Genomic DNA, 17,351 nt, shown 5'->3' on the forward strand with positions numbered 1-17,351 from the left:
GAGCACGTCGGATCACCGGGCTTCTCCCGGGCGGTGTCGGCTTCTCCCCGGGGGCCCCAGTCCTGCGAGGGCCTCTTGTGTGAACGGTCACGGAATGCGCGGGACCTTCCATCGACGCCCAGGACCAGGCAGCGTGCGGCAGCCGTCGTCCGTGGCGTGAGGGTGCCCGGGGGTGCGAACTAGAGGCAGCCCCGCTTGCCTTGTGGGGGATGTTCCGGGGCGCGTTTCGAACTTGAGGAACTGTCCCTGTGGTGTCAGTGTCAGGTCACTTGGCTGGTAATCACGGGGGGCTTGTTTCGTATGGGTGTTGTGCTGCCGGGTTGGGCGGATGAGCTGCTGGACCTGATCGGGGTTTCGTGGCCGAACGTGGATGAGGACGACTACCGTGAGATGGCGAATGCCATGCGGGAGTTTGCCGACGACATCGACGAGGGCTCCAACGAAGCGCACGGTGCCATCCAGAACCTGGTGAGTTCTGCGGGTGGTTCGGTGGCTGTGGAGGCGCTGAACGCCCACTGGGGAAAGGTCAACGGCAAGCACCTCAAGAACCTGGCCGGGTGTGGTCGCATGGCGGGGACAGCCATGGACGGAGTGGCCACGCTCATCGAGGGCGCCAAGCTCGGTGCGCTCGTGCAGCTCGGCATCCTCGCGGCGGAAGTCATCGCTGCCCAGGCCGCAGCACCCTTCACCTTCGGCCTTTCGGAACTGGGCGCGCTCGGCGCGACACAGGTCACCCGGATCGCCCTCAAGCGGTTGTTCAAGGAGGCCTGTCAGCAGGTCGCCGAACAGGTCGTCAGCGTCGCCCTGACGCCCGTCGAGGAAGCACTGGCTGCGATGGTCGGTGACCTTGTCGTCCAGCTCGGCGCCAATGCCTTGGGAGTTCAGGACGGTGTCGATCTCAAGCATGCTGCCCAGGCGGGCAAAGAAGGGTTCCAGCAGGGCGTCCAGGGCGCCAAGGACACCGCCAGGTCCGCTGCGGACAGTCCGATGGAACTCCTCAGTGCCGGCGGGGGCAGCAGGGGCGGTGGCTCCGGTGGTGGTAGCGGCTTCAGTTTCGACGAAGCCGAACACGACAGTGTCGTCACAGGTCTGCAGAACGCCGGTGGCATCTTCCGTAACAAGGCAGGCGGCAAGATCGGCCGCGCCAAGGGACATCACAGTCGCACCCGGGGTAAAGACGCCATCGCGGATGCCGCGAACGGAATGCTGGAAAGGGTCATCGACGGCATCGAGGACGCGGTAAAGAAGACGGCCAAGCACTTGGACGACGACATGAGTCGTGGAATCAAGCAGATGGCCAAGAACCACCGAGAGAATGATCAGAAGCTATCTGACCATTTCAGCGGTCTCGGCAAGGGCGGCAAGTCGGACGCCAAATCGCCGAACGGTACGCCCGGGACATCTTTGAATTCGGCCGGCAAGGGCGGCAACAAGGCGAGAGACCAGCTCGGCCGGAACCATCCCAACAACAGTACGCGCACCGACGGAGCAGTCGAGGGCTGTGGTGACCCGGTGGACGTGGCGACCGGGCGAGTTTTCCTCCGGCAGACGGATATCGAACTCCCATGCCTGCCTCCGATGCGCTTCATCCGGAAGTTCGAATCCTCCTACCGATCAGGCCGTCGCCTGGGCGCATCATGGGCATCGACGGTTGATCAGCGCCTCGAATTCGACAGTGCGGGCATCATCTTCGTCACGGAACACGGCCTTCTGCTGTCTTACAGCATCCCCGATGAGGGAGCGTCCGTTCTTCCTGTGTACGGTCCCCGCTGGCCACTGGCACGTACTCCGCAAGGAGACTGGTCCGTGCACGAGCCTGAGACCGGTCTCACGCGGTACTTCTCGACGGCACTCCATGACCCGGGCCTGGCACTTCTGGACGAGGTCACGGACGGTCGGGGGAATCACTACCACTTCGACTACGACGACCGGACGGGAGCACCCCTCGCCATCCGGCATTCCGCCGGCTACCACGTGAGGTTCACTCACGACGAGCATGGGAAGATCGCTGCCCTGCACCTCGTCGGCTCGGGCTCCCCGGATTCCGATGTGCTCGTGAAGTCGTACGGCTACGACCTCTCGGGAAATCTCGATACGGTCACCGACGGTGCGGGCAGAAGCACTCGTTTCGAGTATGACGAAGACCACCGAATAACCGCATGGGTGGATTCCAACGACAGCCGGTACGAGTACACCTACGACTTTCTCAGCCGCTGTGTCGCGCAGGGCGGAGCAGAAGGACACCTGCGTTACCGCTATGACTACAGCGAGCGCGATTCCCGAAGTGGCCGGCGCGTCACCACGGTCACCGATTCAGTCGGCCGGGTGAGCCGATATTCGATCAATGACCGTCTCCAGGTGGTCGCACGAACCGATCCCTCCGGGGCAACGACACAGAGCGAGTACGACGATCGCGACAGGCTCCTGGCAACGACCGACGCCCTGGGCCGAGTGACACGGACCGAGTACGACGGAGACGACCGGCCCACGGCGCTCATCCGGGCCGATGGGCATCGGACCTCAGCCACCTACGACGACCGCGGCCGGCTCCGCACGCTCACCGAGCCTGACGGGGCCATGTGGCAACACGTCTACGACGAGCAGGGAAACCGGATCGCGTTGATCGATCCGTCCGGCGGGGTCACTCGCTACTCCTACGACCAACGTGGTCACATCAGCTCGGTGACCGACCCGGCAGGTCAGACCATGAAGCTGGTGACCAATGCGGCGGGTCTGCCGCTGACCGTCACCGACCCGGTCGGCGCGGTCACACACTATGCATACGACAGTTTTGGCCGTTTGACGACTGTCACCAATCCCCTCAACCACGTCATGCGGATGGTGTGGACCACGGAGGGCCATCTCGCGAGCCGCACCGACGCCAACGGCGAAACGGAGAGGTGGGATTACGACGGCGAGGGAAACTGCACCTGCTACACCGACCAGCTCGGCCGCAGGACGCGTTTCGAGTACACCTACTTCGACCTGGCGACGGCCTGTACCACGCCCGAGGGGGTTCGTTACGAATTCGCGCACGATACCGAGTTGCGTCTCACTCAAGTCACCAACCCCCAGGGCCTGACCTGGAAGTACACGTACGATGCCGTCGGCCGACTGATCTCGGAGACCGACTTCGAAGGACGCACCCTCACCTACGCGTACGACGCCACCGGACGATTGGCGAGCCGAACCAATGCCATCGGTCAGACGACCGCATATCGCTACGACAGCGTGGGTGGACTCTCGGCCAAGGATGTCGACGGCCTGGAGATCACATACGAACGCGACCCGTGCGGCCGCCTCCTGCGCGCCGTCGGCCCCGACGCCACGCTTGAACAGCGCCATGACGTCCTGGGGCAGTGCACAGCCGAAACCGTGAACGGCCGGACACTCTTCGTCTCCCGGGATTCCGTCGGTCGCCGCATCGGCCGCACCACGCCCACGGGAGCGGTGACCACACTGACGTACGATGCCGCCGGGCACGTCGGCGGCCTGACGGTTTCCGGACGCTTCCTCTCCTTCCAGCACGACGCTGTCGGCAAAGAAACCCGCCGGGAAGTGGGGGGAAACGTTACCCTTGCCCACGCCTGGGATCCTGCCGGGCAGTTGGTCAGTCAGACACTCGAACTCGCGCACTCAAGCGCTACTTTGCAGCGCCGCGCCTATTCTTACCGTGGCGATGGATGCATGACCTCGGTGGACGATCAGCAGACCGGGCTACGGTCCTTCGCGCTAAGTGCAGACGGCCGCGTCCATGGGGTCAGCGCGGCCGGGTGGAGCGAAAGCTATGCCTTCGATGAAACCGGGAACCAGACCTATGCCTCCTGGCCGGACAGGCACCCCCAAGCTGAATCCCGAGGGGAGCGTGCATATTCCGGAACCCGTGTCACCCGAGCCGGCAATATCCGCTACGAACATGACGCACAAGGCCGCGTGGTTCTGCGACAGAAGGTACGCCTTTCGCGGCGCCCGGACACCTGGCGCTACACATGGGATGCCGAGGACCGGCTGACCTCCGTCCGCACCCCCGACGGGTCCTGCTGGCGATACCTCTACGATCCGCTGGGCCGGCGTATAGCCAAACTTCGTTCAGCGCCCGGCAGCGAGGACGTCGTCGAGGAAACGCGTTTCACCTGGGACGGCCTCACGCTGGCCGAACAGACTACGACGCATGCTCGCACGCCCGTCGCCATCACCATCACCTGGGACCACGACGGACTCACGCCGCTGGCGCAGACGGAGACAAAGTGTCTGTCCAGTGCCCCTCAAGACGTCATAGACCAGCGCTTCTTTGCCATCGTCACAGATCAGGTGGGAACACCGACCGAACTGATCGACGAGAACGGGGGCATTGCTTGGCGTAGCCGCGCGACCGTCTGGGGGGTCACCAGCTGGAACAAGGACGCAACCGCCTACACTCCTCTGCGCTTTCCCGGTCAGTACTTCGACGCGGAAACCCAGCTTCACTACAACCATTTCCGTCACTACGACCCGGAAACCGCTCGCTATCTGAGTCTGGACCCGCTGGGGTTGGACCCGGCTCCCAATCCCAGTACGTACGTCGACAACCCGCATCTCCTTAGCGACCCGCTTGGCCTCACGCCCTGCGACGAGCAGGATGTCACTTGGGGCGGGCGGGTGCAGTACGGGCCGCTGGGCCCGGGGAATCGGGCCACCTGGATGCGTGCCACCATCGACGACACCATGCTGGGTGGCAGGACCAAGGCCAGGCCCAAGGACGGGTGCGCAGGTTACGTGCCCGGTAAGAACTACAATAGAACCCATCTTTTGGGTGCTCTGATCGGAGGAAGTAACAAGGACTCGCGAAATTTCGTCACGGCGCACCGGAACATGAATTCCCCTGTCATGCTTGCCATTGAGACGCAGATACGCGACGCGGCCGCAGCCGGAGAAAAAATCGAATACAGCGTGACCCCGATTTATCGGACGAATGATCCGAGTGATGTCATCCCCGTGGGCCTCACCATAGAAGCGCGCGGAGACCGCGGGTTCACATTCCGGCCCTACGAGGGTGGCGGGCGTAGCAACCATATTTCCCTCCTCAACGAGCCTAAGCGTTAGGTGTAGGCGGACCTCGGGTGCCCGAGTGTTCAAGAAATGAAAGGAACGCTATGAACTCTTCGGTTCAGCGGCTGGCTGAAGTCTTCCCTCCGCCCGGAGGTGTGCAGGATCGCGACTGGGGGCTGGTGGAGAGCCGCCTCGGGGCCCAGTTGCCTGCCGATTACAAGGAGTTGATCGATGCATACGGCGGTGGGTACTTCGACGAAGCCATCTGGGTCCTGGAGCCGGACAGCTCCAACAAGTACTACGACCTGCTGAACGAGAACGAAGGCAGGATGGAAGCTGTCGCCCGGTTGTGGGAGTTGGGGGAAGCCAGGCCGGCCCAACTGGAGTCGGACGAGAACCGATTGATCGCGTGGGCCCTCACGGAGGATGGTGATTACCTGTACTGGCTCGTGCGACCGGGACAGGACCCCGCCGACTGGACCGTGATGATCAAGGAAGGGCGCGGCTCCGAATGGGAGCATCACCCCATGAGCTGCACGGCGTTCCTGGCATCTGTGCTGGTGGAGGGGAATGTGGAGTCGGAGATCTTCGACGAACTCCCTGAGCAAGAACACCTGTTCCAGCCGACCTCTGACTTTGACTGACCGCTCCGTGCCTGGCGGGAGGGGGCCCGCCAGGTAGCGCTCGGCGGTTGTGGGAGGGCCTCCTCAAGGTCGGGCCGGGTAGTGGTTGGGTGGGCCCCGTCCGTTCCGAGCGATCGGGCGGGGTTCTTTCGTCGCCCCCTTTCGCCGCCGGAGGCAGCATCTCGGCACGTTTGCGTCGTGGCCGGAGTGGGCGGACGCGGCCCAACCATAGTTATCCACAGGCCCAGTTGCTTGTCGGTCCTGAGCCCTAAAGTTGGTTTCTGCGGGGCCGGTGGGCTTCGTCATGGGTACGTGATCGGGTATCCGATGGCGGTGGCGACGGGAGGACACATGGCCAAGGAACGGGCGTTCGGGCCGCATCAGCTGGCCGAGTGGCTGGGGATCGAGCCGCGGCATGTACGGCGTGCCGAGACCCGGGGGCTGATTCCGCCCCGGACGTGGGGGACGAGCGATGGTCGGTGGGGTTGGCCAAGACGCTGCCGGACCGGGTCGAGGAGATCCTGTCCGTGGTGGGGGACGAGAACTACGGGGAGGCGCAGGGAGCCGGGAAGGCCGGGCGTCGTCAGCCGGTGAAGGGGGACGCGTTCGGACCGCACCAGTTGGCGAGTGAGCTGGAGCTCCAGCGGTGGCAGGTCGGCCGGGCCGAGCAGCGGGGGTTGCTCCCGCCGCCGGACGTGGACGGCAAGCGATGGTCGCGCGAGGTCGTGGAGGGCCTGCGGGGGCGGGCGGCGGAGATAAGGGAAGAGCTCGGCGACCATCCCGGGCTGGGGTCGATCGATGCCGCGAAGCGCCTTGCCGAGCGTACGGAGCTGGAGGTCGAGCGGGAGGACGTGCGGGCGCTGGCGGGGGAGGGGTATCTGCGGCCGGTGGGGGAGTTCCGGGGGTACCCCATGTTCAGCCTGGAGAGCCTCGACGGGCTGGACAGGGAGCTGGTCGCGGAGGTGGTGGGTGAGCGGCAGCGGTGGATGGAACGGAGTGTGACGGCCAGGGAGGCGGCGGCACTGCTGGGGTGGCCGGCCGGCCGCTTCGAGGTGGCGGCGGAACGGAACGGTCTGACCCCGGGACGGCTCGGCCGGTACGACCGGGCGGAGGTCGAGGGGTTGCCGGAGAGGGATCGGGAGGGGAGGGGGAGGAGTCGGCAGGAGTAGGGGGAGGCGGGGGAGAGAAGGTCGGGGAAGGTCGGGAGAAGGGTGGGGAGGAGGTCGGCTGGGGCTGCGGGGGGGGGGGGCGTTGAGCGGGGTGTTCGTGCTGGTGGCGGCCATCTGTATGGGGTGACGGCCTCGTACGCGGATGGTGTCGGTGGTGTCGGTTAGCGCCCTCTGCGCCACTGGCCCGGGGATCGTCTCTGGGTTTGTGCTGGCTGTGAGGGGGCGCGACGCCGCCCACCGTCGCCTCCTCCTGGTCGGCGAACGGATGGCTCCTGGGGCTGTTCACGGTCGGTGGGTGCGGGGGCTGCTGGCTGGGCGTCCGGTGGTCCGGTGGTCCGGTGGTCCGGCGTCACGGCGTTGCGAGGCCGGCGCGCTCATGGCTGTCATGGCGCCGATGACCGCTTTGGGGGCTGTGACATGCGGCGAGCCGTGCGGGTCGCGTTCGGTGCACTGCTCGGTGTGCCGTTCGGCGTGCTGTTCGGTGCGGAGGCCGCCGTCGGGTGGGTGTTGGGTTGGGCGTCAGACTGGGTGGCGGGCTGGGCGTGGGGTTGGGGCGTGGGGTGGGTGGTGGTTGCGGTGGTGCTGTGGGGGAGTGGGAGGCGGGGGCGGTGGGGGAGGGAGGGGGCGGGGCGGGGCCCCCGGGGGGGGAGGGGAGAGAGGCGGGGCAGTTGGAGTGGGGAGGGGAGTGGGGGCTGGGGCGTGTGGTGTGGGGGTCAGTAGGGGAGGGCGCGGTGGGTGATGCGGATGCCGCGGCGGGCCAGGTAGGTGAGGGGGTTGATGTCGGAACCGTAGTGGCGTGTCTTGCGGACTTCGAAGTGGAGGTGGGGGCCCGTGGTGCGGCCGGTGGCTCCGCTGTAGCCGATGCGGGTGCCGGCCCGTACGCGCTGGCCGACGCGGGCGGTGATGCGGGAGAGGTGACCGAAGAGGGTGTAGTAGCCGTCGGTCATGTGGATGGTGACGGCCAGGCCGTAGTCGCCCGAGCGTTTGGCCAGGACGACGGTGCCGGGACCGACCGAGGAGACGGGGGTGCCGGTGCGGACGGCGAAGTCCACGCCGGTGTGGTGGCCGGCGGCCCAGTTTCCCTTGACGCCGTAGGGCGAGCTGACGCGGGCGTTGACGGCGATCGGACGGGTCCACGAGCCCGCCGGTACGGCCGGGACCGCCTCGGTCACGGTCAGGCTGAGGACGGTGCCGAGGGCCGCGGGGACCACGCCGTGCAGCAGGAGTCGTCTGCGGAGCCAGTTCATAGTTGCGAGGACACGCCCTGGGACGGGCGTACGCATCCGGAAACACGCGGGGGGCGCCCGAACGGCGCAGAGGTTCCCCGTACCGGGTGGTAACAGGGGTGAGTCCGGGCGGACGGGGAATCAGGGCGCGCGGGTGGTGCTTTCGCGGAGTTCGAGGTGTGGGAGTTCGGCCTGGAGGCGGCGGGTGGGGGCGCCGTCGAGGAGGGACAGCAGTTCTTGGGCGGCCAGGCGGCCGAAGCCCGCGGTGTCACGTACGAGGGAGGTCAGGCGCGGGTGGGTCACGCGGCACAGGGGCGAGTCGTCCCAGGCGACGATCGACAAGGCGCCGGGCACGGGGACGCCGAGTCCGGCGGCCACGGCGGCTCCGGCCACGGCCATCACGTCGTTGTCGTAGACGATCGCGGTGGGCGGGTGGGGGGCCGCCAGCAGGCGGCGGGTGGCTTCGGCGCCCTGCTCGTCGGAGTAGTCCGTGCAGACGGAGCGGACGTCGGCGGCGTCCATGCCGAGGCGGGCGGCCTCGGCTCGTAGGGCGGCGACCCGGCGGTCGGTGTGGGCGAGGCCGGGCAGGCCGGCGATGTGCACGATGCGGCGGTGGCCGAGTGCGTGGAGGTGGTCGATGATCGAGCGCATCGCGGCGGCGTCGTCGGCCCAGATGGTGGAGAGGGGGGAAGAGGGGGAGGGGGCGGGGCCTGGGCTGGTGCCGGGGATGGGCGTGGGGTCCGGGCTGGTGCCAGGGACGGGTGCGGGGCTCGGGTTGGCGTCGGGAACGGGCGTGGGGTCCGGGCCGGCGCCGGGGATGCGTGCAGGGCTTGGGCTGGTGCCAGGGATAGGTGCGGGGCCTGGGTTGGCGTCGGGGATGGGCGCGGGGCCTGAGCTGGCGCCGGGAATGGGCGCGAGGTCCGGGCTGGCGCCAAAGGCGGGTACAGGGCTTGGGCTGGAGCCGGGGATGGGCGTGGGGTCCGGGCTGGCGCCGGGGATGAGCGCAGGGCCTGGGTTGGCGCCAGGGATGAGTGCAGGGCCTGGGCTGGTACCAGGGACGGGCGCGGGGGCTTGGCTGACGCCTGGGCTGGTGCCAGGGCCGGGTGCTGGGCCTGGGCTGGTTTCAGAGACGGAGTCAGGGATGGAGCCTGGGGCTTTGCTGGCTGTCGGGGCCGGTTGGGTGTCGCCGATTACTACGGTCGGGAGGGTCAGGGAGGCGAGGAGTGCCGGGCGGGGGTCCTCGGTGCGGGGGTCGACGACCAGGACGCCGTCCACGCGGCGTTCGGCCCACCAGCGCCGGTAGGTCGCGCACTCGGCGTCCAGGTCCTCGACGACCTGGAAGAGGAGGGCGACGCGTCGGGCGGCGAGGGCCTCCTGGATGCCGGAGACCAGTTGGAGGAAGAAGGACTCGACGCCGAGGGTGCGGGCGGGGCGGGCGAGGACGAGGCCGACGCAGCCGGAGCGTTCGCCGGACAGGGCGCGGGCGGCGCTGTTGGGCTGCCAGCCCAGTTCCTCGGCGACCTCGCGGATGCGGGCTCGGGTGGCGGGGGAGACACCGTCGCGGTCGTTGAGGGCGAAGGAGACGGCCGAGGGGGAGACGCCGGCGCGTTCGGCGATGTCCTTCATGGTCGGGCGGCGGCGCGGGGACGCCGTGGGGATGCGGGGGGCGTCGTCCGCGGCCGGGGGGCCGGTGGTCATGTCGTCCGTCAGCTCCTCCGGTCGGCCCGGTCTCCGTGGTGCGGCGGCCTGGGCGGGCCTTGTCGCCAAACCGCATCAGGTCGTCGGGCTAAAGCGCATTAGGTGGTTCAGGATCACGGTGTGGGAGAAGGAAGTCAATCGTTGTAGGGGAGATGCGGTTGAAGGTGGCGGAAGGGGGGTGGGGTCGTGAACTGATGCGCGTTGTTACGGAAATGAGATGGCGGGTTCCGTGAGTGGCAGCTTTAGCGCATTAGTGCAGATAGGAGATGGGGGCGGAGGAGGGGTTGGGGTGTGGGGAGGGGGAGTGGTTGAGGCGGGAGTTGGGGGCGTGCGTTGACGGGAGGGGGAACGGGCGACAACGTTGGCATCGCCATCCGGCGGCGCGGCCGGGCGTGTGCCGGGCCGTGCGTGGCTCTTCGCTGTTTCCTCGCGGTTCCCCGACGCGGGAGCGCTCCCTCACGGGGACGTGCCTCCCGGGCAGAAGCGTTTCCCCGACGCAGGAGTGACCATGACGCGCAGGCACCTGGCTCCCGTACACAGCGCAAGCAACGAGCTCAACAAGAGGAATGTGCACAACGCGAGCGGCCTTCGTCCTAGCCGTTCGCGGCTGGTGTTCGCCACCGCCCTCGCGGTCGCGCTGATGTCGGCCACGGCCGCCTGTGGTGTCGGCGGGGCCGAGGGGTCTTCGGCCGCCGAGGGGCAGCCGAAGCGGACGGGCAAGGTGGCCGGTGAGATCACCTTTCGTACGCTTCAGTTGAAGCCGAACTTCACGGCGTACGTGCAAGGCGTCATCGACGCGTTCGAGAAGAAGTACCCCGATGTGAAGGTGACCTGGGAAGACGTGCCGGGTGACGGCTACAACGAGAAGCTCGTCGCCGACGCGCAGGCCGGCGGGCTGCCGGATGTGGTCAACCTGAACACCGACTCGTTCCAACTGCTCGGCGACCGGGGGATGCTCGCGGACGTGGCCCGGCTGGACCCGAAGATCGCGCAGGAGTACGTACCGGGCGCCTGGGAGCAGTACAAGCTGCCAGGTAAGGGGGACGGCGTCTTCGCGTATCCCTGGTACGTGACGCCCGAGATCCTCACGTACAACAAGGAACTCTTCGCCAAGGCCGGGCTCGACGTGAACAAGCCGCCCGCCACGGTGGAGCAGTTCTTCGACCAGGCGGAGCGGATCGCGAAGGCGGCGGACGGCCGGTACAGCGCGTTCATGGCGGACCCGAAGGGGCGGTTGCCCGGCGACTGGCAGAAGATGGGCGTGCCGATCCTGAACAAGGAGAAGAGCGCGTTCGTCTTCGACACGCCCAAGGCCGTCGAGTGGGTGCGGCGGATGAAGAAGCTGTACGCGATGGGGGCGATGCCGAAGGAGTCGCTGACCAAGGCCGACGACCTCGCGCAGCTCTACGGGGCGGGGAAGCTGGTGTTCGGGCCCGGGTCGCCGGGGATCCTCAAGGACGTCAAGCGCAACTCCCCGTCGGCGTACGCGAACACGCGGGTGGCGCCGGCCGTCACCGGGACGCTGAAGCACATCGGCATCTACACGCAGTCGCTGGGCGTACGGAAGGACACCGAGCACCCGGACGCGGCGGCGGAGTTCGCGAAGTGGGTGACCAACGGGCCGAACCAGGTGGCGTTCTCGAAGCAGGTGACCATCTACCCGTCGAACGCCAGGGGCCTCGCCGACCCGTACTTCGCCGACCGGGGCGACGGCAAGGACCCCGAGACGATGGCGCGCGCCGTCGGGGCCGAGGAGCTGAAGGCGGCCCAACTGGACGCGAACACCCCCGTGGAGTGGACCACCCAGGTCGGTGACGCGGTGGTGCGGGAGATGCAGAAGGGGATCAAGGGGGAGGAGGAGCCCGCGACGGCGGTCAAGAACGCGCAGGAAGCGGCCAACAAGATCCTCGAACAGCAACAGAAGCACCAGCAGCAGACGCAGAAGCGGTCGTGACCGGTGATGACATCCGGTACGACGCGCAGCAAGCGTACGAAGCGCACGACGGCTCCCTCGGGCTCGGGCCCGGGGCCGGGATCGGGCTTCGGATCAGCCTCCGGATCAGCCTCCTGCTCGGGCTCACCCTCGGATCCGGACCCGGCCCAGCCCTCGTCCGCCCCCTCCCCCTCCCCACTCCCGCCCCACGCACCACCCGCCGCATCAACCCCCGCCGCACCGGCACCGGCACCGGCACCGACACCGGCCTCCCGCACCGCCGCTGGTGGACGCCGTACCTCTTTCTGCTGCCGGGGCTGGTCATGGTGGTGCTCTTCAGCCTCTGGCCGTTCGTCAACACCGTCATCCTGTCGCTCACCGACGCGCAGATCCTGCGCGGCGGCCGGTTCGTGGGCCTGGAGAACTACGGGCGGGCGCTGGACGACCCCGACTTCTGGACGGCGACCGTCAACAGCGTCGTCTACCTCGCCGTCGTCGTCCCGTGTCTGGTGCTGCTGCCGCTGGCGCTCGCCGTGCTCGTGCAGCGCAAGGTGCCCGGGATCGGGTTCTTCCGTTCCGCCTTCTACACGCCGGTCATCGCGTCGGCCGTCGTCGTCGGGCTGATCTGGCAGTGGGTGCTGCGCAGTGACGGACTGGTCAACACCGTGTTCGAAAAGCTGCACCTGATCTCCGGGCCGGTCCCGTTTCTGACCGATTCCTCGATGCTGCTGGTCTCCGCCATGATCGTCACGATCTGGAAGGGCCTGGGCTACTACATGGTCTTCTACCTGGCGGCGCTGGGGAACGTGCCGGCGTCGCTGTACGAGGCCGCCGCGCTCGACGGCGCCGGTGCCGTACGCCGCTTCCTCAGCATCACCATCCCCAGCGTGAAGCCGATGATGCTGCTGGTCGGGACGTTGTCGGCGATCTCCGCGCTGCGCGTGTTCACCGAGATCTACATCCTCGGCGGGGAGAGCGGCGGCCCCGGCGGCGGGGCCCGGACGCTGCCGTTCCTGATCCGGCAGGTCGGGCTGGGCTTCGCGGGCGAGACCGGTTACGCGGCGGCCGTATCGATCCTGCTGTTCCTGCTGACGCTGGCGTTCAGCCTGCTGGGACACCGGCTGTCGAAGGGAGACGAGCAGTGACCGTGCTGCCCTCGTCAGGTGTACGGCGCGCCTCGGCCGCGGGCCGTGGACGCAAGGCGGTTCTCGGCCTCTCCGGCCGTTACCTCACGCTCTGCCTGATGCTGGTGGTGATGCTGGGGCCCATCGTCTGGCAGTTCCTGACGTCGCTGAAGGGACGCGGGGAAGACGTGTACGGGGGCGTGCTGCCCAGTCAGCCGACCCTGGACAACTACGTACGGGTCGCCGAGTCCTTCCCGCTGCTGCACTACGTCGGCAACACGCTGATCGTCGCGGCGCTGGCCGTCACCTCCAACTGCGTGTTCGCCGCGATGGGCGGCTACGCGCTGTCGCGGGCCGGGTGGCCCGGACGGCGTGTCGTCTTCACGGTGCTGGTCGCGACGCTGATGTTCCCCTTCGAGTCCGTGATGATCTCGATGTTCCTCACGGTGCGTTCGATGGGGCTGGTGGACACGCTCGTCGGCGTCTGGCTGCCCGGCGCGGTCTCGGTGCTCAACCTGATGATCATGCGGGCCGCCTTCCTCGCCGTACCGAAGGAGGTGGAAGAGGCCGCGGTCCTGGACGGAGCCAACGAGTGGCAGCGCTTCACGAAGGTGTTCGTACCGGCGGCGAAGGGCGCGCTGGCGGTGGTCTGTCTGACCAGCTTCATGGGCGCCTGGGACGACTTCCTGTGGCCGCTGATCGTGCTGACCAACAGCGATCACTACACCCTGCAACTCGGACTGAAATCGCTGGCCGGGGCCACCACGGTCAACGACCAGCGGCTGATCGCGGCAGGCGCGATGGCCGCGCTGATCCCGATGATGGCGCTCTTCTTCGCCCTGCAGCGGTTCTTCTTCAAGGGCGTGGGCGAGGGAGCGCTGAAGACGTGAAGGGAAGCGATGTGACGTCGTCCGTCGGCCGCGCGCCCCGTATGGGCGCCAACTACACCCCAGCCACGGCTGGTTCCACCACTGGCTGGATTTCGACCTCGACGCCGTACGCCGCGACCTGGACGCCCTCGCGGCGCTCGGCCTGGACCACGTCCGAGTCTTCGCCCTGTGGCCGGTCTTCCAGCCGAACCGTTCCCTCATCCGCCCGCGCGCCGTCGAGCAACTGGGGCACCTGGTGGACGCCGCCGCGGAGTGCGGCCTCGACGTCGCCGTGGACGCACTCCAAGGCCACCTGTCCAGCTTCGACTTCGTACCGTCCTGGCTGCGCACCTGGCACCGGCGCAACATGTTCACCGACCCGGAAGCGGTCGACGGCGCGGCCCGGTACCTGGAGACCCTCGCGGCGTCCCTTGCCGGGCGTCCCAACTTCCTGGGTATGACGCTGGGAAACGAGGTCAACCAGTTCGCGGGGCCGCCGCACCCGGACCCCGACCCGTGCACGTACGAGGAAGCCGGACAGTGGCTGACCCGGCTGCTGGACGTGTGCGAGCGGGCCGCGCCGGGGCGGCTGCACACCCACGCCGAGTACGACGCGGTGTGGTTCCAGGACGGCCACCCCTTCACCCCCGCCCAGGCCGCGCGCCTCGGCCGGGCCACCACCCTCCACTCCTGGGTCTTCAACGGCACGGCCCAGCGGCACGGCCACGACGGGACCGCGACGGTACGGCTGGCCGAGTACCTGATCCAGGTGGCCACGGCCTGGGCAGACGGTCCGGCGCGCTCGGTCTGGCTCCAGGAGGTCGGCGCGCCCGCCCCGCTCGTACCGCCCGAACACGCCGCCGCGTTCGCCACCGCCACCCTCGACAACGCCCTGACCTGCGCGGAGCTTTCCGGCATCACCTGGTGGTGCTCGCACGACGTGTCCCGCGAGCTGGCGGACTTCCCGGAGCTGGAGTACGGGCTCGGGCTGCTCACCTCGGACGGCGCGGTCAAGCCGGCGGGGCGGGCGGTGGCCGAGACCGCGGCGCGGCTGCGGGCCGGGCCGCCCCGGCCGGTACGCCGGACGACCGCGCTCGTCCTGGACGCGGGGGACGTCGGCACGGCGCCGCACCGCTCGGTGTGCGCGCCGGGCGGGGCCTTCTTCGAGGCGTGGGTCCGGCTGGCCGACCAGGGCGTACGGGCGGGAGCCGTCCTGGCGGACCGGGCGCGGGACGCCGCGTATCTGGAGGGGCGGGGGATCACGGAGGTGGTGTGGCCCTCGGACGTCAAGTGAGCGGGGACGCGGAGCGGAGCGGTACGGCCGGTACGAGCGGTACGGGCGGTACGGGCGTGGTCGCGATCGGCAGGACGAGACGTGGAGGAGGGCTCAAGCAATGGGCGCACGACATGGCGCGGGGCGGGGTCTGGGCCGAGGCGCAGAACCGGGCTCGGAACGGGACGAGGACCGGAACGCGGAGCGCCGGCCCTCCCGGCGGAAACTGATCGCCGGGGCCGCGGCGGCCGGAGCGGGCCTGGCGCTGCCGCTGACATCCGGGAGCGCGGGCGCGGTCGTACGGACGCACGCCCCCGGAGTGGCGGGACGGCCCCGAAGGACCCGAACGCACTGAAGACTCCGAAGACATCGAAGGCAGCAGGCTCCCTCCAGCCCTACGCCTCCTACTGGTTCCCCGACAGCTTCCCCGAGGGCCGCGAGCCCGACCCGGGCGCGGTCTGGCGCAGCCTGAAGAGCTGGCGTCCGCAGGACGACGCTGACCTCCCGTACAACGTCGCGACCGTCCCTCTGGCCAAACGTTTCGCCCCCGTGCCCGCCAACCCCACCGCCCGAACCGGCCAGGCCCGCATCTCGGCGCTCGTCTCCTTCGCGGGTACGGCCGGAAACCCCTCCCAGGGCAGCCCCAAAGCGGACTACTACGCCCTCAGTCACTGGGCCTACCTGGACGAACTCGTCTTCTGGGGCGGCTCCTCGGGCGAGGGTGTCATCCTCGCCCCCAACGCCCCCGTCACCGACGCCGCGCACCGCAATGGCGTGCCCGTGCTGGGCAACGTCTTCCTCCCGCCCACCGCGTACGGCGGCGAGCTGACCTGGACGCGCGAGCTGGTCCAGAAGGACGCGCTCGGCCGTTTCCCGCTGGCGGACAAGCTGATCCAGGTGGCCCGTACGTACGGATTCGACGGCTGGTTCCTCAACGGCGAGACCGACGGCGGCGACCCCGCGCTGGCCCGGCAGTTCGCCGACTTCGTGCAGGCGCTGCGCAAGGGTGCGCCCGAACTGCGCATCACCTGGTACGACGCGTTCAACGCGGACGGCCGGGTCGGCTGGCAGGGCGCGCTGAACGACAAGAACGCGATGTTCTTCCAGCGCGGCGCCGAGAAGCTGTCCGACACGGTGTTCGTGGACTTCCGGTGGAGCGCGTCCCGGCTGGCGTCGTCGGCCGCGTACGCCCGGCGGCTGGGGCGTTCGCCGTACGAGCTGTGGGCCGGGGTCGACGTCGAGGCGAGCGGCTGGGACGCGCGCGTGAACTGGGACGCCTTCGTGCCGGAGGGCCGCGACCACGTGGTGTCGTACGGGCTCTACCGGCCGGAGTGGACGCGGCGCTCCGGTGAGGCGCCCGGACCGTTCCACGCGCGCGACGACCAGTTCTGGGGCGGGCGGAACACCGACCCGTCGGCGCTCGCCGGGCCGGGCTCCTGGCGCCCGGCCGCCCGTACGGTCGCGGACCGCTCGACCGTCACGTCCGTACCGTTCGCCACTTCCTTCAACACGGGCCACGGGACGGCCTGGTACGAGGGCGGAGTACGGACCGGCGACACCGAGTGGAACCACCTCGGCCTTCAGGACCGGCTGCCGGGGCGGCGGTGGGCGCTGTGGACGGACGACGGCGGCGGAACGTTCCGGCGGCCCGCCGTCGGCTTCGACTTCGGGGCGGCGTGGCGCGGCGGCAGCAGCCTGCTCGTGGACGGCACGCTCGACCGTCCCGTGACGCTGGAGCTGTACCGGACGCGGCTCCCCCTGCGCGCCGGCACCGTCCTGGAGATCACGCACCGCGCCGACGAGGGCTCGGCAGCGGTCACCGTGGAGGCGGCCGTGGCGTACGCGGAACCCGCGGAGGCGGGCGGGCGGCCGGAGTTCCGCCGGCTGCCGGCCCGGATCGTACGGGCCCGCCGAGCCGTGGACGGTCCGGGCGGCTGGGTCACCTCGATCGTACGGATCGGGGACGCGCCCGGCCGTACCGCGTACGCGCTCGGCGTCCGGCTGAGCGCCCCCGGCGGCAGCCCCGTGCGCTGGCGGCTCGGCGCCCTCGCCGTGCACGACGGTGAGCCCGTAGCGCACAAGCCCGCAGCGCCGAGCGCCGTGCAGGTCGCCGCGTCGCGCGTCACGGGCGACGGCACGGCCGAACTGCGGCTCACCTGGAAGCCGTCGGCCAAGGCCAAGGCCGGGCCCGTACCCGTACGGCACTACGAGGTGCACCAGATCCTCCCGGACGGGCAGCGGCGCTTCCTGGGCGGGACCTGCGGCACGGCCTTCTACCTGCCCGCGCTGCGGCGTACGTCAGGCGAGCCGCGAACCCGGCCGGAAGTGCGGGCGGTCGGCGAGCTGTACACCGCGTCGGCAGCCGCGGCGGCCGTATTCACCTGGTAGGTCACCCGCCCAAGGGGCAG

General features: G+C 69.0%; 9 protein-coding genes and 2 pseudogenes. 8 read left to right on the forward strand and 3 right to left on the reverse strand.

Annotated features, from left to right (window positions below; genetic code table 11):
- Positions 1-300 precede the first annotated feature (300 nt).
- The 3 genes from EJG53_RS24005 to EJG53_RS24015 all read left to right on the forward strand — a co-directional run bounded on the left by EJG53_RS24005 (position 301) and on the right by EJG53_RS24015 (position 6,820).
- Complete coding sequence (locus EJG53_RS24005; RefSeq protein WP_125046497.1) at positions 301-5,082, forward strand: RHS repeat-associated core domain-containing protein; 4,782 nt, start codon at positions 301-303, stop codon at positions 5,080-5,082.
- Between the two features lie 50 nt (positions 5,083-5,132).
- Positions 5,133-5,672 (forward strand): SMI1/KNR4 family protein, encoded by a 540-nt coding sequence (locus EJG53_RS24010; RefSeq protein ID WP_125046498.1) that lies wholly within the window; start codon positions 5,133-5,135, stop codon positions 5,670-5,672.
- A gap of 437 nt (positions 5,673-6,109) precedes the next feature.
- Positions 6,110-6,820: a hypothetical protein gene (locus EJG53_RS24015; RefSeq protein ID WP_218041929.1), complete on the forward strand. Its 711-nt coding sequence runs from the start codon at positions 6,110-6,112 to the stop codon at positions 6,818-6,820.
- 713 nt (positions 6,821-7,533) lie between these two features.
- Here the strand turns inward: EJG53_RS24015 and EJG53_RS24020 are convergent.
- From EJG53_RS24020 to EJG53_RS24030, 3 genes and pseudogenes are all read right to left on the reverse strand, one after another.
- Positions 7,534-8,067 carry a M23 family metallopeptidase gene (locus EJG53_RS24020; RefSeq protein WP_031013529.1) on the reverse strand — a complete coding sequence of 178 codons (534 nt, stop codon included), beginning with the start codon at positions 8,065-8,067 and terminating at the stop codon, positions 7,534-7,536.
- 120 nt (positions 8,068-8,187) lie between these two features.
- The gene (locus EJG53_RS44290; RefSeq protein ID WP_371858809.1) at positions 8,188-9,258 is read right to left on the reverse strand and encodes a substrate-binding domain-containing protein; all 1,071 of its coding nucleotides are present in this window, start codon (positions 9,256-9,258) and stop codon (positions 8,188-8,190) included.
- Positions 9,232-9,672: pseudogene (locus EJG53_RS24030) on the reverse strand (LacI family DNA-binding transcriptional regulator); the annotation flags it as partial. The gene EJG53_RS44290 and the pseudogene EJG53_RS24030, both read right to left, overlap by 27 nt.
- Before the next feature lie 682 nt (positions 9,673-10,354).
- Here EJG53_RS24030 and EJG53_RS24035 point away from each other — a divergent pair.
- The 5 genes and pseudogenes from EJG53_RS24035 to EJG53_RS24055 all read left to right on the forward strand — a co-directional run bounded on the left by EJG53_RS24035 (position 10,355) and on the right by EJG53_RS24055 (position 17,331).
- Positions 10,355-11,698, forward strand: a complete 1,344-nt coding sequence (locus EJG53_RS24035; protein ID WP_244955302.1) for an ABC transporter substrate-binding protein — start codon at positions 10,355-10,357, stop codon at positions 11,696-11,698.
- Positions 11,699-12,000: 302 nt separating this feature from the next.
- Positions 12,001-12,822 carry a carbohydrate ABC transporter permease gene (locus tag EJG53_RS24040; RefSeq protein ID WP_125049555.1) on the forward strand — a complete coding sequence of 274 codons (822 nt, stop codon included), beginning with the start codon at positions 12,001-12,003 and terminating at the stop codon, positions 12,820-12,822.
- A gap of 2 nt (positions 12,823-12,824) precedes the next feature.
- Positions 12,825-13,691 carry a carbohydrate ABC transporter permease gene (locus EJG53_RS24045; RefSeq protein WP_167515316.1) on the forward strand — a complete coding sequence of 289 codons (867 nt, stop codon included), beginning with the start codon at positions 12,825-12,827 and terminating at the stop codon, positions 13,689-13,691.
- Between the two features lie 41 nt (positions 13,692-13,732).
- Positions 13,733-14,964 (forward strand): annotated as a pseudogene (locus tag EJG53_RS24050) (glycoside hydrolase 5 family protein).
- 528 nt (positions 14,965-15,492) lie between these two features.
- Positions 15,493-17,331, forward strand: a complete 1,839-nt coding sequence (locus EJG53_RS24055; RefSeq protein ID WP_371858719.1) for an endo-beta-N-acetylglucosaminidase — start codon at positions 15,493-15,495, stop codon at positions 17,329-17,331.
- Positions 17,332-17,351 lie beyond the last annotated feature (20 nt).

It is taken from the genome of Streptomyces chrestomyceticus JCM 4735, assembly GCF_003865135.1.
Classification (GTDB): domain Bacteria; phylum Actinomycetota; class Actinomycetes; order Streptomycetales; family Streptomycetaceae; genus Streptomyces; species Streptomyces chrestomyceticus.